16 protein-coding genes are annotated in these 18037 nt (G+C 56.3%); 9 read left to right on the forward strand and 7 right to left on the reverse strand.

Features of this window, described 5'->3' with window-relative positions; all coding sequences use genetic code 11:
- Nucleotide 1: 1 nt before the first annotated feature.
- The 4 genes from ACFFSY_RS23240 to ACFFSY_RS23255 all read right to left on the reverse strand — a co-directional run bounded on the left by ACFFSY_RS23240 (nucleotide 2) and on the right by ACFFSY_RS23255 (nucleotide 5341).
- Entirely contained in the window at nucleotides 2–1492 is a 1491-nt protein-coding gene (locus ACFFSY_RS23240; RefSeq protein WP_377498578.1) for a glycoside hydrolase family 32 protein, read from the reverse strand.
- A 329-nt stretch (nucleotides 1493–1821) separates the two neighbouring features.
- A complete protein-coding gene (locus ACFFSY_RS23245; protein ID WP_377498580.1) occupies nucleotides 1822–3450 on the reverse strand; it encodes an ABC transporter substrate-binding protein in 1629 nt (542 codons plus the stop codon).
- A 54-nt stretch (nucleotides 3451–3504) separates the two neighbouring features.
- Nucleotides 3505–4386 (reverse strand): carbohydrate ABC transporter permease, encoded by an 882-nt coding sequence (locus ACFFSY_RS23250; RefSeq protein ID WP_377498582.1) that lies wholly within the window; start codon nucleotides 4384–4386, stop codon nucleotides 3505–3507.
- A 16-nt stretch (nucleotides 4387–4402) separates the two neighbouring features.
- Entirely contained in the window at nucleotides 4403–5341 is a 939-nt protein-coding gene (locus ACFFSY_RS23255; protein WP_377498831.1) for an ABC transporter permease, read from the reverse strand.
- A 454-nt stretch (nucleotides 5342–5795) separates the two neighbouring features.
- Here ACFFSY_RS23255 and ACFFSY_RS23260 point away from each other — a divergent pair, with 454 nt between their 5' ends.
- From ACFFSY_RS23260 to ACFFSY_RS23270, 3 genes are all read left to right on the forward strand, one after another.
- The gene (locus ACFFSY_RS23260) at nucleotides 5796–6833 is read left to right on the forward strand and encodes a LacI family DNA-binding transcriptional regulator (RefSeq protein ID WP_377498584.1); all 1038 of its coding nucleotides are present in this window, start codon (nucleotides 5796–5798) and stop codon (nucleotides 6831–6833) included.
- A gap of 152 nt (nucleotides 6834–6985) precedes the next feature.
- Nucleotides 6986–7276 (forward strand): ArsR/SmtB family transcription factor, encoded by a 291-nt coding sequence (locus tag ACFFSY_RS23265; protein WP_377498586.1) that lies wholly within the window; start codon nucleotides 6986–6988, stop codon nucleotides 7274–7276.
- 72 nt (nucleotides 7277–7348) lie between these two features.
- On the forward strand, nucleotides 7349–8518 hold the full coding sequence (locus ACFFSY_RS23270; protein ID WP_377498588.1) for an MFS transporter: 1170 nt from the start codon (nucleotides 7349–7351) through the stop codon (nucleotides 8516–8518).
- Nucleotides 8519–8629: 111 nt separating this feature from the next.
- Here the strand turns inward: ACFFSY_RS23270 and ACFFSY_RS23275 are convergent, their stop codons facing one another.
- Nucleotides 8630–9448 carry a CPBP family glutamic-type intramembrane protease gene (locus tag ACFFSY_RS23275; protein ID WP_377498590.1) on the reverse strand — a complete coding sequence of 273 codons (819 nt, stop codon included), beginning with the start codon at nucleotides 9446–9448 and terminating at the stop codon, nucleotides 8630–8632.
- Nucleotides 9445–9999: a PadR family transcriptional regulator gene (locus tag ACFFSY_RS23280; protein WP_377498592.1), complete on the reverse strand. Its 555-nt coding sequence runs from the start codon at nucleotides 9997–9999 to the stop codon at nucleotides 9445–9447. The genes ACFFSY_RS23275 and ACFFSY_RS23280 overlap by 4 nt, the downstream gene beginning before the upstream one ends.
- A gap of 197 nt (nucleotides 10000–10196) precedes the next feature.
- Between ACFFSY_RS23280 and ACFFSY_RS23285 the strand changes: the two genes are divergently transcribed.
- From ACFFSY_RS23285 to ACFFSY_RS23310, 6 genes are all read left to right on the forward strand, one after another.
- Nucleotides 10197–10580, forward strand: coding sequence for a nuclear transport factor 2 family protein (locus ACFFSY_RS23285; protein WP_377498594.1), 384 nt, complete (start codon nucleotides 10197–10199; stop codon nucleotides 10578–10580).
- A 13-nt stretch (nucleotides 10581–10593) separates the two neighbouring features.
- Nucleotides 10594–11811, forward strand: coding sequence for a sensor histidine kinase (locus ACFFSY_RS23290; protein ID WP_377498596.1), 1218 nt, complete (start codon nucleotides 10594–10596; stop codon nucleotides 11809–11811).
- Entirely contained in the window at nucleotides 11808–12479 is a 672-nt protein-coding gene (locus ACFFSY_RS23295) for a response regulator (RefSeq protein WP_377498598.1), read from the forward strand. Before ACFFSY_RS23290 ends, ACFFSY_RS23295 begins: the two co-directional genes overlap by 4 nt.
- Before the next feature lie 165 nt (nucleotides 12480–12644).
- Nucleotides 12645–13067: a DoxX family protein gene (locus ACFFSY_RS23300; RefSeq protein ID WP_377498600.1), complete on the forward strand. Its 423-nt coding sequence runs from the start codon at nucleotides 12645–12647 to the stop codon at nucleotides 13065–13067.
- Nucleotides 13068–13206: 139 nt separating this feature from the next.
- Nucleotides 13207–13782, forward strand: a complete 576-nt coding sequence (locus ACFFSY_RS23305) for a LysE family translocator (RefSeq protein ID WP_377498602.1) — start codon at nucleotides 13207–13209, stop codon at nucleotides 13780–13782.
- 24 nt (nucleotides 13783–13806) lie between these two features.
- Complete coding sequence (locus ACFFSY_RS23310) at nucleotides 13807–14589, forward strand: AraC family transcriptional regulator (protein WP_377498604.1); 783 nt, start codon at nucleotides 13807–13809, stop codon at nucleotides 14587–14589.
- Nucleotides 14590–15325: 736 nt separating this feature from the next.
- On the opposite strand, the gene ACFFSY_RS23315 is transcribed toward ACFFSY_RS23310, so the two are convergent.
- On the reverse strand, nucleotides 15326–17629 hold the full coding sequence (locus ACFFSY_RS23315; RefSeq protein ID WP_377498606.1) for a putative bifunctional diguanylate cyclase/phosphodiesterase: 2304 nt from the start codon (nucleotides 17627–17629) through the stop codon (nucleotides 15326–15328).
- Between the last annotated feature and the right edge of the window lie 408 nt (nucleotides 17630–18037).

Genomic DNA, 18037 nt, shown 5'->3' on the forward strand with positions numbered 1-18037 from the left:
TTCAAGCTCCAGCCGATCCGCCAGTTGGCGGCTTCAGCGCATAGACGGACAGGGAAGCGAAGATAAGACCATCGTCTCCGGTCACCGAGAGACCTGCGGCAGCGGCGTTCGGATAGATCAGGTCGGTCAAGACCGCCTGCCCGCCATTCGCGAACGCTTCAACGGACGAGCGATCCACGAGTATCGTCAAGTCGTGCGAGACGCCCGCCGCGCGTCCGGCCGTAAGCTTCGCCGCATGCCGCCCGCCGAATTGCTCATGAAATCCGCTCAAGCCGGAATTCGACCGGTCCACGTACACTTCACCAAGAGAAGCATCCACGCCGACGACCGTCTCTTCGCCGCCTCCGGCTCTCACCTGGAACGCGAAGGAGGAGCCTTGCGCCGCCTCCGCCCGCAGTTCATAGCTATCGAGCCGAAGTCCCACGAGTGCCGCTTGCGCTTGAGCAAGCGTTGCATCCTGCAATGCAACCAGCGGCACGCGCGCGGCAGCCAGCTCGCGAACCGGCTGCTGCGCCAGTGCGGCGCTGCCGTCCGCAAGCGTGCGAAGCGAGAGCTCTCTGGCCACCGTCATTGCGCCGCGGAATCCTTCGGTCGGGGTCAAGTTGGCGTATTTCCAATTGCTCATCCATCCGATGAACAACCTTCTTCCGTCTTCGGCCGGCACGTCGGACCAGCTGACGCCCGCGTAGTTATCCCGCCCGTAATCCAACCAGCGCGCCGTCTGCGAATGCGGGTCCGGCACGAACGTCTCGCCGTCGAAATCCCCGGTGAAATACTGCGTGCGCGAGCCTTCCGGATAGTCCGGGCTATCGCCGATGCTCACGAGCATGACCCACTTCCGCCTCGAATCGTCGCCGTCCACCGGCAGCGGGAACAAATCCGGACATTCCCACACCCCGCCGTGGAATCCGATTCCCTCCCCGAACTCGCTCGCCAGCGTCCACGATTTCAGATCCGGCGAATGATACAGACACACCGATTGGCCGCAGGCGACGATCATGACCCAGCGTCCCTTCTCCGCGTGCCAGAACACCTTAGGATCGCGGAAATCGACGAAGGACGCGTGCGTCAGCACCGGATTGCCCGCGTATTTGGTCCAAGTGCGCCCCGCGTCCTTGCTATAAGCAAGGCTCTGCGTCTGCAAGGCGGCTTGACCTTCCCGCTCCAGATGGTGCGTGAAGATCGCGACCAGCCCAGGCTCCTCATCGAAGAAGCCCGTCGTATTCTGCCCATCCACCACCGCGCTGCCGGAGAAAATCATGCCCAGCTCATCCGGCGCGAGCGCGATCGGAAGCTCCTCCCATGTGATCAAATCCTTGCTGACCGCGTGGCCCCAATGCATAGGACCCCACTTCATCCCGCTAGGGTGATGCTGGTAGAACAGATGGTATTCCCCTCGGAAATACACCATCCCATTCGGATCGTTCATCCACTTCTCGCGCGGCGAGAAATGATAGACGCCTCTGTAATCATGCTGCATCATCGTAGACATGCATGCCTCTCTCCTTTGTTCTTCTCTATATGCGCCTTCGGCAGCGGCGCTACCCGGTTCCGTTTATAGGCCGCCTATATAAGTTGAACTTGTGCATCTAACAAAAGAGCGGAGCAAGAGAGATGAATCTGAAGAAACCGAGAGCTTTCCGCAAGAAAGCTGCATCGGAAGCATAAGCTAGTGGTCGCCTTTGTGAACAGAATCCATCTACAGCTTCTTGAATCAAGGAATCCGTGAACAACAGCGATCGAAAGATCATCACTCTTGCGTAGCAATCTTTGTTGAATAATTCGTTCAACTTATATAGAGCAGCAGCCAATCAGCCGTCGTTACTTCTGCGTCGCCCGGTCGTAGCCGGCCTGCTTGATCTCCAGCCATTTCGGCAGACCCAGGCGGTCCAGCTCCTTCAGGTACTCCTCCCACTGCTCGTCGATCTTGCCGTTCTGGTACCATTCGGTGCGCATGCGCAGCACGTAGGCGAATAGATCCGTCTCGATCGTCGTCAGGGCGTCCAGCTCATCGATCGAATTGAACACGCTCGGCATGACGTTGTCCGCTTTCATGTGCGGCACCATGATCTCCTTGACGATGCGCAGTCTCTCCTTCGCGTCGTCCGGCACGGTTGTATACTTGCCATAGTAGCTGTCCAGAATAGCGAGCGGACCTGCCACGCTCGTCTTCTCCCGCAGCTCGACCGGCGCTGTGCCGTTCAGCGGCAGATGCTTCAAGGAATTGCTCGCTTCGTCGTATTCGAAAATGTTCTGCTGCGTCTCGTCGCCGTAGGTGCCCCAGTTGTTCTGCACGGATTGGATCGGGTCGTACATTTGGTCGATCCACTTGGCCGTCGCCTCCAGGTTCTTGTTGGTGCTCGTCACGACGGTCCGGCCGCGATGGAAGCCAAGCGCGTTCGTGCGGGTGACGTTGATCTCGCCGCTCGGGCCGGCAATCGGAGGCATGACGTCGTAGCTGTCGTTGGCGCCGGTAATATTGCTCTTGTCCCAGGAGAAATAAAGGCCGTATTTCTGATCCTTGCCCTTGGCCAAATACGTGCTCCAATCCTGCGTGTACGCCTCTACGTCGATGAGCCCTTCCTTATACAGCTCGTGGATGTACTTCACCGCGTTCTTGTAGCCTTCCTCGGCCGGCGTGAAGACGACCTTGCCGTCGTTCGTGACGACCGCGTGGTCCGGGTTCTCGCCCAGGCCGAACGAGGCGAACAGGAAGGCGAGATCCTCGGCGCCCGGCTTGTTGATGAAGGAGAGCGGAATTTCGTCCGCCTGGCCGTTGCCGTTCGGGTCCTGCGTCTTGAAGGCGATGAGCGCCTGCTTCAGCTCTTCCGTCGTCTTCGGCATCGCAAGGCCGAGCTTCTTCAGCCACTCGACGTTAATCCATGGCACCGCGTCTACCGCCTGGATCCGTTCCTTGCCGCTGCCGAGCTCTTCGATCCAAGGGAAAGCATAGATGTTGCCGTCCGGCGCGGTCATCATCGACTTGTACTCGGGCGCTTCTTCCAATACTTTCTTCAGGTTCGGCATCTGCGTCTCAATTAATTCGTTCAGCGGAATGATCGCCCCGTCCTTGGCCAGCTTGAGCAGCTCATAGTCGCCGTAGCCGGCGTCGAAGATGGCGTCGGGCAGATCGCCGCTCGCCATGGCGAGGTTGCGCTTCTCGGCGAACACGTCGCGAGTGAAGTTCTTCCAATTGACATGAACGTTCGTCTTCTCCTCGAGCCGCTTGAAGATGAGCTTCTCGTTCGGATCGGCCGGCGCGAGCGGCGAGCTCTGCGTCATGATGTTCAGCGTCACTTTGCCGCTGCTTGCGTCCTGATTCGGACTTGCGGCGCCCTCGCTGCCTCCATCGCCGCCCCCATTGCTGCAGGCGGACAGCAGAAGCGCGGAGACGAGCACGGTGGCGGAGACGGTTTTCAAAGCGGCTTGCGGTTGTCTGGTCTTGTTCATCGGTTTGACCTCCCATTTTATCGCTGAGATGAAGCATTTATGTGCAGCCGATCGCTATTTAAGCGAACCGACCATGACACCTTTCTCGAAGTACTTCTGGAAGAACGGGTACATGACGAGCAGCGGCAGACTGGAGATGACGATCGCCGCGTATTTGATCATCTCGGACAGCCGCTTCATCTCCGCCATCGCCAGCTGGTCGCCGATCATGCCGGGATCGACCTGATTCTGGATGAGAATGGAACGCAGCACGAGCTGCAGCGGATGCAAGCTGGCGTTGTCCAGATAGATCATCGCATCGAAATAGGAGTTCCACTGGCCGACGAACGCGTACAGCGCCAGCACGAAAATAATCGGCTTCGAGAGCGGCAGCACGATGCTAGCGAACACTTTCCACTCGGAAGCTCCGTCCACGTAAGCCGCTTCCTTCAGCTCGAAGGGCACCCCGCGGAAGAACGTCCGGGCCAAAATGATGTTCCACACGTTCACCGCCCCCGGAATGACGACAGCCCAAATCGTGTCGATCATGCCGAGCTTCTTGACGAGCAGGTAGGTCGGCACGAGGCCCCCGCCGAAGAACAGCGTGATCAGGAAGAGCGTCATGAAGATTTTCCTGCCCTTCAGCCGGTCGTCGGCCATGGCATAGCCGGCGCATACCGACAGGAACACGGTCGTCAGCGAGAACAAGACCGAGTAGAGGACGGCGTTGCCGAAGCCGCGCACCATCGCCGGGTTCGCGAGGATTTTCTCGTAGCCGTCCAGCGTCCAGTCCGACACCTTGAACGACAGGCCGCGGCTGAGCAGCACGGACGGGTCCATGAACGACGCGACGACGATATACAGAAGCGGCAGCACGACGACGAGAACGGCGAGCGTCAGCAGAATGCCGTTCAAGGCGAGCAGGAAGCGGTCCAGTCCGGTTGGTTTGACGTACATGTGTGGTTGCTCCTCTCTAATAAAGTCCTTCGCCCTCGTTCAGCTTCTTCACGACGAGATTCACCGTGATGAGCAGCAGGACGTTGATGACGGAATTGAACAGCCCCACGGCCGCGGAATACGAGTAGTCCCCCGCTTGCAGGCCGATTTTGTACACGTAGGTCGGAATAATCTCGGAGGTGGGCAAGTTCATCGCCGTCTGCATCAGGTAAGCCTTTTCAAAACCGATCGACATAATGCCGCCGGCCGCCAAAATGAAGACGATAGCCATGATCGGACGAATGGTCGGCAGATCGATATGGCGGATGCGCTGCAGCAGATTGGCCCCATCAAGACTGGCCGCATTGTGGAGCTCCGGATCCACATTGGCGAGCGCCGCCACGTAGATGATCGATGCCCATCCGGCACCGGTCCAGATGTCGGAGAGGATGTAGATCCACCGGAAATACTCGGCCTTCAGCATGAACATGACCGGCTCGCCCGTCGCCCAGACGATAAGCTGATTGATCGGACCCGTCGGCGAAAGGAAGATGAACAGCATCCCGACGATGACGACGACGGAGATGAAGTTCGGCGCGTACAGGAACAGCTGGATGTTCTTCTTCACGGCCGCCCTGCGCACCTGATTGAGCATAAGCGCCAGCAGAATCGGCACCGGGAAACCGAGCAGGAGCCCGTAGGCGCTTAATTTCAGCGTGTTGAGCAGAATGAGTTCGAAATTAGGCGAAGACAGGAATTTGTCGAAGTGCTTGAAGCCGACCCATTCGCTGCCCATGATGCCTTTGATCGGGCTGAAATCCTTGAATGCGATGACCGCGCCGTACATTGGACCGTATTTGAAAATAAGCGTCAGGATAAGCGCGGGCGCCAGCAGCACGTACAGCACATAATGCTTCTTCAAATAATCGAATCCGCTCTGCCTGTCGGCCCTTTCCGCAGCCTTCTTGCCTTCCATTGCCTGTACTGAATGTTGCATCTTGTATCTTTGACCCTCCTTATTTTTACATTTGTAAACAGTAAGGGCTTTCAATTACGGTCTCCCAACTGTTTCTGCTGCTGATTCCACTATCAATTTAGCATCGCATTGTGCATTCGTCAACATATTTTGTAAAATTTATTGTGTTCATATGACAATTAATATTCGACAAATAAAGATAATATAGTTTACATTTGCACACTTCATTTGAATTCTTCCGTGCATTTTAAGGGTTTATGAAGCCAGACTGTCACCAAACTGCCTATTATTTAAGGGCAATTCGATGTGACGAGGTAGATTTTCCCTATTCTTTTGTAAACCTCCGTGACAACCACGCAAATGTAATTGTGCATTTGTAAAACCTGCATTGATATTTTTCACAAACTGATATACATTTGTAGAAGAAAAGCATAGAGAAACTTGAGGTGAACCGATGGCGAAGGAACGCGTGACGATACAAGACATCGCCGATGCGCTGGGGATCTCGCGCAATACCGCCTCCAAGGCGCTGAACGGGAGCGGCGGCATCCCGGACGAGACGCGAAGCAAAGTGATCAAGAAAGCAGTCGAATTGAAATATAAACAGTTCGCTTATATGGACGGCGAGAACCTGCTGCCTCGCACGCCGGGCAACATCGCGTTATTAACGGCCAACCTGCCGAACACGTCCCACTTCGGCTCTGCTTTAATTAGCGGGCTGGAGAAGCGGATTAGCGCCGAGGGCTATAATTTGTCCATCCATATCATCCGGGACATCGAGCTGCGCAGCCTGTCCTTGCCGAATAACTTCGACGCCTCGAACGTCGACGGCATCATCTGCATCGAGCTGTTCGACTTGGCCTACAGTCAGGTCATTACGGATCTGAGCATCCCGACGCTGTTCATCGACTGCTCGGCATCCGTCAGCTACCCCGACTTCCAAGCCGATGTGCTGCTGATGGAGAACGAGCACAGCACGTACAGCCTCGTCAAGAAGCTGATCGACGGCGGGTACGGCAGCGTCGGGTTCGTCGGCGATTTCAACCATTGCCGCAGCTTCCGCGAACGGTGGGTGGGCTTCAACCGCGCTTTGGCCGATGCCGGCATCAACTTGAATGCCGGCCAATGCATTACGGGCGAGGATCGGTATTACGGGCAGCCCGGCTGGCTGGACGAGCAGTTGGGCGAGATGGCGCAGCTGCCGGCCGCGTTCGTGTGCGCGAACGATTTTCTCGCCGTTAATTTGATGAAGGCGCTCAAGAACCGCGGCGTGCGCATTCCCGGCGACGTCGCCGTGTGCGGCTTCGACAACAGCCCGGAATCCGACATCGTGGAACCGCACTTGACGACGGTCCATATTTATCGCAGCGAGATGGGCATTAAGGGTGCCGAAATGCTGCTCTCGCGCATCGCCGACCCCGAGCAGCCGTATCAGGTGTCGCATATTTACACGAAACCGGTTATTCGGGCATCGACGCCGAATATCGGGTGAGCGGAGAAGGTTATCCGGAACGTTCGACCCGCATAGCAAAGCCCTGCCGACGCGCTTGCGGCAGGGCTTCTGATCGTTCCACCTGATATCGGCGATCGCGGCGTTTTTCCCCAAAGACTTGATTTATCGCGATGACTAAGTACAATAGTTGTATGACTACTCAAAAAACGGCAGATGACGAACTCCGAGTCAAAATCTTCAAGGCATTGGCCGACGAAACCAGACTAGACATCATACGAGCGCTATATGCCGGCAAGAGCGAGATGAATTGCGGCGAAATCGGCGACATTCGCGATACGACGAAATCGAACACGTCGTATCACCTGCGCATGTTGAAGGAGGCGAGATTGATCCAAGTACGAAAAGAAGCGCAATCGAAGTACATGCGCATCGATGCAGAGACGTTTCAAACTTACTTGCCGGGATTTCTGGATACGTTGTAGAAGGAAGTCTCTTTTTTTGTTCATTAGTTCAATTGTTTTTGAACTATACAACAAAACGAAAGGGTGATGACCATGTTTCGATTAACCGCCTTATTCTTCCTCGTCATGTTCGTGATCGGCACGGATACGTTCTTAATTTCTCCGCTCATTCCTACGCTGCAAGCGTTGTTTCATATCCCGACCGCGTATTCCGGGTGGATGGTGGGAGCCTATGCATTAGGCTATGCCTTATTCGCGCTAATTGCCGGCCCCCTCTCCGATGGCTGGAACCGCAAAAAAGTCATGTTCTTCGGCATGGTCGGTTTCTCGGTTTCCACCGCTCTATGCGGATTCGCCACCGGGTTTTGGTCGATGTTCCTATTCCGTTTGTTAGCGGGCGTGAGCGCGGCATTCGCGGCGCCTCAAGTGTGGGCTTCGATCCCGGCTCTCATTCCAGCGCCCCGCATCGCCCAAGTATCCGGAATCGTAATGGCTGGGTTAGCCGCTTCCCAAGCTTTCGGCATCCCGCTCGGAAGTCTGCTTGCCTCCACCCATTGGTCTTATCCTTTCTTTACGATCGGAGCCTGTTCATTGGCCGTGGCGGCGTTCATCTCCTATGCGTTGCCCGACATGAAACCGAATCTTGACCCTGCTGCCAGAACTCCGATTTTCAGTCGATATCTCCCGCTGCTCCAGAGCCGAATCGCGAGAAGAGCATTCCTCGCCCATTTCTTGTTTCAATGCGGATTTTTCGCCGCCTTTTCCTTCATCGGGAAATGGGTGACGGACCGCTTTCACCTTTCCGTCGATCAAGCGGGCTATGTGATGTTTTTTCTTGGTCTTGGGAATATCGTCGGCAGCTTGGGCGGCGCCTATGCGGTTAAGACGTTCAACCGTTTCCGTACGCTCGCCGCGGGCTTCCTGGTCGCTATCGTTTGTTTTATCGCGCTGCCTCACTTGCCGTCGGTCGCGGCTTTCGAAGGGGTATATTTCTTCATCTTCGTACATATGGGCATCGCGTTCCCGCTCATATTGGGTCTCTTGAACGCCTTAAATCCGACGATCCGCGGCACGATCTCCAGCTTGGCCAACTCGATTATGTATGCCGCGACAACGCTCGGCGCTTGGCTCGCGGGCTTGATGTACGCGACGTTTAACGGTTTCGCCGCCGTCGGCTTGTTTGCCGCGGTTTGCTTTGCCGGTTCACTGGCCGCTTTTGTATCCAGCGGTTTGTTAACCCGCCGGGCGGGCGAAAAAGCTTGAAGACGGCGCTGCAACGGCGCATGCGCTAACATGCGTCCATCGATATGACAAAGGGAGCAGGTCCTGCCGAACGCGGCAGCTGCTCCCTCATGCGAGAAGACAACGGACGGATTACGATCGCGATTCAGCGTTTCTTCTTCGTTTATACAGCCATATCCCGCTTATCCCCGTCAATGCGATCGCGAGAATGCCTTCCGGGCTCGGCATGGCGATGACGGCGAATTCCTCGTGGACGAGAATGAATTTCTTCAGAATTAACGGATCGATGAAGGCATTGCCCGCCGCGTGCATCAAGACGGCCGGCCAGACGCTGCGGGTCATCAGCAGCAGCTCGCCGTACAGAACGGCCATCGCGATGACGCCGAGCATCATGCGAGGGATGTACGTGATCATGCTCTCCGTGGTGTCCACGAATAGGAACAAATAAGGAAAATGCCACGCTCCCCATATGACCCCGACGGCGATATGGACGAGAAAGCGATTGTACCCGAGGGAGAACAATCTCGGCGCCAGATAGCCCCGCCATGCGAATTCCTCGAAAATATTCTTGATCAGGCTCGGCAGAAGCGCCATGCCGAATGCCGCCAAATACGAGGACGACGACGAAGGCGCATCCACCCACCCGCTTCCCAAGCCGATGCCGACGATGACCGTCGCTAACAAAGGAAAGAATAGAATGCTGAACAGGTAGGGAAACCCGTTTCCTTTGAAACGAGGCTTCAGACCAAAGTCCTGCCACCCGTCTCCCGCCCAGACGCGCAGAACGACCATGCATAGCAGCGGCGAAACAAGCCAAATCAGCTGCCCGAGACTTCCGTTCTCATCCCTGCCGACCAGCATATCCACCAGCCGTCCGATCCATCCGCAGCTCAGCGCCACGATCGAGAAAATGACCGCGTTGCGCAACGCCTTGCTCTCCCGCGCCTTCAAGGCTCCAGCTCCTCTTCGATTCGATTGAGATACTTCCCGTACCAGTCCTTCAAGAACGCATAATACGCCGAACCGAATTCCAGCGTATCCAGCCTGCTCTTCACCTTCGGATCATGCAGCAGCGCTTCGTTCTGCCGGAGATGCTCTGCATTCCGCTGTTGAAACATGCTCAGCATACCCTCGACCTGCTCGATTTCTCGCAGATATGCTTCGACAAGCTCGCGCTGCTTGGCGCTTTCGACATAGTTGAAGAAGAACATTTTGACCAGCGCGGGATCTCTTGGCTTCTCCAAATCAATCGGCTCGCCGGCCCAGCGCAAGAACGCCTTCTCTCCTTCCTCCGTAATCGAGAACGTCTTCTTGATCCTAGCCCCCCGACGCTCCTCCGTAATCCGGACGTGCCCATGCTCGGCGAGCTTCTTCAAGGCCGGTTGGATGCTGCCTTGGCTGGAATTGTAGAAGAATCCGGTACTGGATTCCATGCTCTTCTTCAGGTCGTAGGAAGACTTATCGCCGTCGAGCAATAAGCCCAGAATGATTTTGTCTTGCAAAGTGTACTCCTCCATTGCCATATGTGTCTTATAGATATGTCGTCTAGAAATATTCGTTATAGCCAAGATACCATCTCCGCGCCAACTTGTAAACAATTGGAACAATCGCTCTCAAAATATGGTATCGTACTCGTGAGGCGGGTACACGCCCAAACGCGGATCGAGCCGCGAATTAGGAGACGAGAAGGGGTGCACGCATGACTTACGACAACGCCAAAACAATAATTGAACGCTATCTCGAGGCTTACAACGCGTTCGATATCGAGGGGATGCTTGACCTGCTGCATGAGGGGATCGTATTCCGCAACGTCGTGAGCGGCGAAGCGAACATGGAGACGCAAGGAATCCGCGACTTTCGCAAGTTGGCCGAGCAATCGGCGGCGTTATTCGCCAGCCGTTGTCAGCAAGCGCTCCATTATCGCGATACCCCTGACGGCATAGAGGTCGAGATCGATTACGCGGCCGTGTTGGCGGCGGATTTGCCGAACGGATTACGGGCAGGAGAGCAGCGGAAGCTCAAAGGAAAGTCCGTATTCGGCATTAGCGAGGGCAAAATCGTGCGGATCGAAGATTACAGTTAAGACGATGACATGGATGGAGGCAAGGGAACCTAAAATCCCCTTGGCGTGGAAGCTCGCATTCGGTTTAAAGCTCGCGTTCGACTTTGCTTTATCCGCCGTTTTTTATGTCGAACAATCGATCGCGCCCTTTTGGAAACTCGTTCTTGTCGTCCTGCTGCTCCTGCTGTTCCTTGGTATGAATTGGTACTATGTCCGCGGGAAGAACCGCCGGCGTTGGCTGCTTCACATCCTCCTCCTTGATTTCCTGGTGACCGCCGCATGCGGTTATGGTTATACGATCGGCGATTTTCCGAATCATCTCTTCATCGGCATCACCGCCCTCGCGATTCTCATGTTCATCCAACGCACGCGAATGCTCATCGCGACCTGCGTCCTGCTAATCGCCGTCTACGTCGCGACGATGGCGAGCGTAGACTGGTATTTGCACGATCAGCTCCAAGCCGCCGGCTACTTTGTTTCCGGCTCGTTCATTCTGTTCGCCGGGATCGTGAGCGCCGTCATCCAACACTATCAACGCGCCCGCGACGAGGCGAAGCAGCTATACGCCGAGTTAAAGCAATCTCATGAGCAGCTGCGGGAATACGCGCTCCAGACGGAGGAATGGGCGGCAACCCGGGAGCGCGTGCGCATCGCGCGGGATATTCACGATACGGTGGGCCATAAATTAACGGCCCTATTGGTGCAAATGCAGCTGGCGCGCAAGTTGAGCGAAAGGGATGCTTCGCGTAGTCGGGAAATCTACCTGACGTGCGAAGAGCTGATCAAGTCCTCCCTGCAGGAAGTCCGCCTGTCGGTAAGAGCCATCCGGGACGAACCCGCGGGGAACGACTCCCTGCCGGACAGCCTCGAGAAGCTGTGCGCGGAGTTCGCGAAATTCACCGGCGTGCAAACCGATTTTGAACTGAAGGGAGTGCCTCACGCGCTGCCCCGCAATCTTCAGTTGACGGCCTATCGCATCGTGCAGGAATCCCTGACGAACGCGCAGAAGCACGGCGGCGCCAAACATGCGAGCGTGTCGTTGGCCTATTCGGCGAGCGACCTCACGCTAAGCATTCGCAATGACGGCGCGATCCCCGAAGAGTTGACACCGGGTTTTGGTCTCGTCGGTTTGCAAGAAAGAGCGAAGGAGTGGAACGGGGCGATGCGTTTCGTCTTGGATCGAGACAACGGATTTGCCGTCGAAGGCGTATTCCCCTATGCCGCGGCGGAAAGGGAGCGTGCCTCGCAATGAAAGTTTTGATTGTGGATGACCAACGGCTCATGCGAGAAGGGTTGGCCTCGCTCATCGGTCTTGAGCCCGATATGGACGTGGTCGGGACGGCGGTTGACGGCAGAGATGCCTATACGAAGACGCTGGAGCTGCGGCCTGACGTCGTGCTGATGGATATTCGCATGCCGGGCATGGACGGCATTGAAGGAGCCCGGCTGATCTTCAACCATTTGCCGGAGACGAAGATTCTGATTCTCACCACCTTCGACGACGCGGAATTAATTCTGCGGGCGTTGGAGGAAGGCGTCCATGGCTATTTGTTGAAGGATATGCCGTCCGAGGCGATCGTCAGCGCGATTCATTCCGTTTATAACGGAGGGACGGTGCTTCAAGCCGATATTACGGCCATGCTGCTACGCGAGATGAAGAAGATGGAGGCATGGTCCAAGCCTGCGCCGACCACCCTCCTCGCGGGCGAATCGGCCGCTTTGGAGATGCTGACCGAACGCGAGAAAGAGATTCTCGCTTTACTGGGCCGGGGATTGAATAACAAAGAGATCGCAAGCTTGCTCGTCATCACGGAGGGCACGGCGAAAAACCACGTCTCCAACCTCATCGCCAAGCTTGGTTTGCGAGACCGTACGCAGGCCGCGCTCTTTTCCGTCCGTTCTCAGACCGCTTCCCTGTGAGGGCATGACTTTCGGCATAACCTATGCGATTCGTCATGCGATTGCGATCGCGCGTTCGGCCTTTCGCTTCGCGCATTCATGACTTTAAGCAGCTTTCCCGTATCCCGTTCTCCGCTAGAATTGAATTACGGCACAACCAAACGAGGATACGGGGGAGATGTTAACATGAAATCGATCAAAATCGCTTACTGGATCATCACGGCATGCACGCTCATCGGATTCGCCATCAGCGCATTCAACGAACTTGCGCATTCGCCCAAAACGTTCGTTGGAACGACCGAGCTGCTTGGCTATCCGGTCTACTTCCTGACGCTGCTAGGCGTCGCCAAGGTCATCGGCATTATCGTGCTGCTCGTTCCGAAATATTATCGGCTCAAGGAATGGGCCTATGCCGGCCTGACGATCGATTGCATCTCCGCCTTCTGGTCCCAATTGGCGGTCGGCAACCCAATGGGCGTCATCCAGCCTGTCGCGGTGCTCTTCTTCGTCCTGCTGTCCTATTACCTATTGCGGAAAATGGAGAGCGGTCTAGCCCAAAATCAGAGAAGCGGACTTGCGGCGTCCCGCGCGGAACACCACGTCGTCTGAGCAATCGCGTTCGGCAGACTGGAAATGATTGCGACCAATTCGAAATCAATGGCGGTCGACACCAAAGATCTGCAATAATATACTATAGCGTCTTTCTTCCCGGATGTAGGATATGAGAAGAACCGAAAGGGGTTTTCTCATGGACACTGCATCTTTTTTTATTTACTGCACGGTTGCGACGTTTACGCCGGGACCGACCAATATCGTCCTCTTATCCACCGTGCATCATTCCGGGGCGAGAACGGCCATGCGCTACGCCTACGGCGCCACGATAGGATTTGGCGTATTGCTCGGCCTCTCCGCGCTGCTCAATACGATTCTCGCCGCCTACATTCCCGCCATCCTCATGGGGATGCGGCTCATCGGCAGCGGTTATATGCTCTATCTAGCTTATCGGCTGTACAACATGAACGCCGCTCACTCCGCGACGCCTCATAACGCGACCTTCGGGTCGGGTTTCCTGATGCAGTTTTTGAATCCGAAGGTCGTCCTCTTCGCGTTGACGGTCATCCCGACGTTCTTCTCGCCGAACTTCGCCTCAAGCTCCGCGGTGGCGACCGGCGTCCTCGTTATTACGGGAATCGGATTCGCGGCCTTTGTCGCCTGGGTGCTGTTCGGTTCGATCTTCCGCTCGCTGCTGCTGAAGCATACGAAGCGCGTGAACATCATACTGGCTGGCTCGCTCGCGTATGCGGCCGCGATGATCTGGACCTAGCTTGAAGAGAGGAGCCTGTTGGCAATGGATGCGAATAAATTTATGTATCGGCAATCGGCGGGCGTCACGGCGCTGTCCGCGAGCATGACCGATTTCACCTATAAAAAGCACGCGCACCAGGAGTATGCCGTCGGCGTCACGCTGCGCGGCATTCAAGCGTATACGCTGGAGGGCAGCAAGCAATTATCGTATCCGAACGGCGTCATGCTCTTCAATCCGGAGCAGCCGCATGACGGCATGGCCCACGACCGGAGAGGCTTGGATTACGTCATGCTCTATATTCCGCCGGACTTGCTGCTGGAGGTCATGGAGCGACAGGAGATCGTCCGCTTCTCGAGCCCGATCGTGTACGATGCCGGACTCGAACAAAGCATTTTGGCCCTCTCGCATGCCATCTTGACCGGACAGGACGAGGCATTGTGCAGCGAACGTCTCGTCTCCCTGGCGGATCGACTCGCGCCAGCGACGCTTGCGACCGGCAAGAAGAAGGATCATGCAGCCATACGCAAAGCGAAGGACATGATTCACGCGAATCTGGAACAGGTGCTGAAGCTGGACGAAATCTGCGGCGAGCTGCAGCTCTCCAAGTTCCAGTTGATCCGCTTGTTCAAAGCCGATACCGGCATTTCGCCGTATCAATACTTTCTGAACGGCAAAGTCGAACGCGCGAAGCAGGTGATCGAACGCAGCCAAGACATCTACGCGGCGGTCGCCGCTTGCGGATTCGTGGATTTAACCCATTTGAACAAACACTTCAAGCGCGTCTACGGCATCACGGCGTTCGAGTATTTATCGCATTTGACGTAAAAGGCCAGGCCCTTTAGAACCCGCTTTTCCCCCTCCCCTTCCCCCTAGCCCAACGCTGTCAGGTTAAGAAGGGGCCCCGCCCCTTTGACCCCACTTTTGTTGCTCCTCCCCCTTACCCTCCGCCGCAATGCTGTCAGGTTAAGAAGGGCTCCGCCCCTTTGACCCCGCTTTTGTTGCCCCTCGCCCCTTCCCCCTCCGCCGAGGGGAACCAGAGGACTTCGCCCTCTGGACTCCCTTTTTCGTGCAGCCACAATGGTGCGCGGTCGGCGGGTCGGCTTGAGCTGGGCACGCTTTTGTCCTCGCGGACAAAGCTCCAGTGGGTTTTGAAATCTGTCCCAAGTCATAAGCCTGTCAACTATAGGCCATCGGTGGCTTCACCGGACGTTTTTCCTTAACCTAAAAGCATTGCCCCCTAGCCGAGGGGAACCATAGGACTTCAGCGTCTGCTGCCGAAGTCGTTTTACATTCGGAAAACATTCACCTCTGGACTCCCTCCTTCGTGCCAACACGATTTGTTCGCGGCGGGCGGTTCGAGCTTGGCACGCTTTTGTCCTTGCGGACAAAGCTCCAATCGCGCGTTGGTTCCCTCGTCCTCCTCCGCTATGGGAAACGAACGCTTGGCTTGCTTTTTTATTTGCACGGCAAACAGCCGCCTGAATCTTCCGGCGGCCGTTACTTTTTATATCATTCGTGCACGCGCTCCATGCCCGCCTCTACGCAAGACGGAAGGTTACGCTTAAGCGCCCATGCCTGCGAAAAGCTTAAAGTCCTCCGCCGCAAGCGGTCGCGAGAAGTAATACCCTTGAATCCAGTCGCACCCTTGGAGATGCAAATACTCATATTGCTCGCTCGTCTCTACGCCTTCCGCGATTACCTTCAGCTTCATGCTCGCCGCCATGGCCAGTATCGCGTTCACGATGGTGCGCTGTTCTTGATCGTCTGACAGATCGCGGATGAAAGGCTGCGCGATCTTGAGCGAATCGACCTGATACTGCTTCAGCACGCCAAGGGACGAGTAGCCGGTCCCGAAATCATCCATCGATATATGAAGCCCGCGCTGCTTCAGCGCCTTCAGCTTGAGAATCGCGTCTTCGCCCTCCCGGATGGCCAAGCTCTCGGTAATCTCCAGCACGAGATTGGAAGCATCAATGCCCGTCTCCTCGATGATCGCGACGAACCGTTCGACGAAATCGGGCTCTTCGATCTGGTGAGGAGAGACATTCACGGACAACAGCATATCGTGCAAGCCTCGCGCCCGCCATTCAACGTATTGCTCGCAGGCGCGCCGGAAGATCCATTCGCCGATCGGGATGATCAGGCCGGTCTCTTCCGCCAGCGGGATGAACTGCGCGGGCGACACCATCGGCTGTCCGGATGGCTGCCAGCGCACCAGCACCTCGGCGCCGACGAGCGCCTGCGTTCGCGCACAGATCTGCGGCTGGTAGTGGAGCAGCAGCTCGTTCTTCTCCATCGCCTGGCGGAGCATCTGCTCCAGCCGCATCTTCTTGGCGGTCCTCTCCGCCATCTCGGGCTGATAGAAGCAGTATTGGCTCAATCCCCGGCTCTTCGCCTTGATCAGCGCCATATGAGCGCTTCGCAGCAGCTGGGAGGATGAGCCGCCGTCATACGGCGCCCGAGCGATCCCGATGCTGGCGGTAATGCGCAGCTCCAGATTGCCTAGCGGGAACGGCGCCGAAAGAGCATAGATACAGGCTTTGGCCACCGCCTCGATCCCTTGATTCGAGACTCCGCCGTGGACCATTACAGCGAATTCGTCCCCGCCTTGCCTGGCGATGAGCAGCGAATCCGTGTCAACCAGGCTCTCCAGCCGGGATGCCGTCTCCTTGATGACCTCGTCGCCGATATGCAGTCCGTATGTATCGTTGACGTATTTAAACCGGTTCAAATCAATGAGCAGAATCGCGAATGGCCGCTCGGCTTGATAGCCTTCCGTCAGCTTCATCTCGAAGAAATTCCGGTTCGGCAGACGGGACAGCCCATCGTAATGCGCCAGAAATTCCGTCTCGGCGAGCATCCGCTCCTTCTGCCGAATCAGCGCTTCGTTCTCGAGGATGACCAAGATCTGTCGAATGAAGGTCAGCACGGCGATGAGCGAGCCGACGACAAGCAGCTCTTCCATCTCGTGCAGCCGTTCACGCTTGAAGAGCACGATGATGGCGAGCGCGAAGATGCTGGCGTACGGCGGCAGGATGAGCAGCCACTTATCCACCGCGATTCCCTCGGTTCGCGCGCCCGGGTAAGCCTGCTCCGCAACCGAATCCCCCCTTGCATAGAGCCCGGATACGCCGATGAACAGAAGCGCCGCGCTGTATACCGCGTTAACGGGACTGCCCGCCGAGTAATTCTGTTGGTTCACGATCATGCTCAGGTAATAGCAATCCGCCGCCCAGAAGCACGCCAGCCCCAAGCCGAGCAGAGCGAGCGTCCCGGCGGGGAAGCGGATGCGCTGCGAGTACAGGACTAACAGCAAAATACAGATCATCAGGAAATCCGCAACCGGGTAGAACGCGCTCACGATAATGACCGGCCAAGGCTGGCCGGCCAGCAGCGTATCGATATGGGGCTCCAGCACGAATTCCCACACGAACGTACCGAGCAGCAGAATCACGATGGAGCAGTCCAGCAAAAACCGGGTCCCGCGCGCGTAATGCCATTCCTTGACCAACAAATAACAGAACGCGACGATATACAATAATCCTTGAATGTTCCATAGGATGTCGATCGGATTCGGACTGGAAGGGACACCTCCGGCCAAGCGGTATAGAAGCCTGACCAGCCATGCCGAGGCATAGATGGCCGTCCCAATGCCCAGCAACCGCCAAAATACCTTGCGATGCGGCGCTTCGGCCCGTCCGCCCTGCAGCAGCATGAGGCTGGCCAAGCCCGGAGCGAACATATTCAACGCGATGTGCGCAAGCGAGCCCTCAGGCAATACGTACAACAGAGGCAGTTGTATCAGCATGAAGGCGATGCTGGCCAAGAGCCACGCGCGCGGGTTGCGAAATATGGATACCGGCAAATGAAGTTTCCCCTCTCTAGATTGCCTGATCTTGCTGTCCTATCGATAACTTCAACGCTTGGATCGCGGGCGAGCCGTACGTCCCGCGCAGCCATCCACGTTTTTCCTAATTCGACAAAATTCATGTTTGTTCGACTTCAATTCTACTATGATTATCGAATCGGTAGTAGGCCTATTTTTTGTGTTCCGGCAGCACAGTTAATATGCTGACCCCACCGGCTTGAAAACGCTTGCGCTTAAGCGCGCAAAATCGAGAACGTCGAGCGCCTAACGAATGACAACGACTATCGGACGAGATTATCCATATAATAATGAAAATGATATGGTAGGCAGGTTCTCCGATACACGCAACAAAGCAGCCGATCGTCAGATCGGCTGCTTCGTGATCGTTATCGAGGCATATCGGCC

The organism is Paenibacillus aurantiacus (assembly GCF_042431225.1).
GTDB lineage: Bacteria > Bacillota > Bacilli > Paenibacillales > Paenibacillaceae > Paenibacillus_Z > Paenibacillus_Z aurantiacus.

Excerpts from the sequence above, each read along its gene's own strand:
- ACFFSY_RS23295 (WP_377498598.1), top strand. The coding sequence starts at position 11,808 with ATGAAAGTTTTGATTGTGGATGACCAACGGCTCATGCGAGAAGGGTTG.
- ACFFSY_RS23305 (WP_377498602.1), top strand. The coding sequence starts at position 13,207 with ATGGACACTGCATCTTTTTTTATTTACTGCACGGTTGCGACGTTTACG.
- ACFFSY_RS23245 (WP_377498580.1), bottom strand. The coding sequence starts at position 3,450 with ATGAACAAGACCAGACAACCGCAAGCCGCTTTGAAAACCGTCTCCGCC.
- ACFFSY_RS23250 (WP_377498582.1), bottom strand. The coding sequence starts at position 4,386 with ATGTACGTCAAACCAACCGGACTGGACCGCTTCCTGCTCGCCTTGAAC.
- ACFFSY_RS23260 (WP_377498584.1), top strand. The coding sequence starts at position 5,796 with ATGGCGAAGGAACGCGTGACGATACAAGACATCGCCGATGCGCTGGGG.
- ACFFSY_RS23290 (WP_377498596.1), top strand. The coding sequence starts at position 10,594 with ATGGAGGCAAGGGAACCTAAAATCCCCTTGGCGTGGAAGCTCGCATTC.
- ACFFSY_RS23285 (WP_377498594.1), top strand. The coding sequence starts at position 10,197 with ATGACTTACGACAACGCCAAAACAATAATTGAACGCTATCTCGAGGCT.
- ACFFSY_RS23270 (WP_377498588.1), top strand. The coding sequence starts at position 7,349 with ATGTTTCGATTAACCGCCTTATTCTTCCTCGTCATGTTCGTGATCGGC.
- ACFFSY_RS23300 (WP_377498600.1), top strand. The coding sequence starts at position 12,645 with ATGAAATCGATCAAAATCGCTTACTGGATCATCACGGCATGCACGCTC.
- ACFFSY_RS23240 (WP_377498578.1), bottom strand. The coding sequence starts at position 1,492 with ATGTCTACGATGATGCAGCATGATTACAGAGGCGTCTATCATTTCTCG.
- ACFFSY_RS23255 (WP_377498831.1), bottom strand. The coding sequence starts at position 5,341 with ATGGAAGGCAAGAAGGCTGCGGAAAGGGCCGACAGGCAGAGCGGATTC.
- ACFFSY_RS23310 (WP_377498604.1), top strand. The coding sequence starts at position 13,807 with ATGGATGCGAATAAATTTATGTATCGGCAATCGGCGGGCGTCACGGCG.
- ACFFSY_RS23265 (WP_377498586.1), top strand. The coding sequence starts at position 6,986 with ATGACTACTCAAAAAACGGCAGATGACGAACTCCGAGTCAAAATCTTC.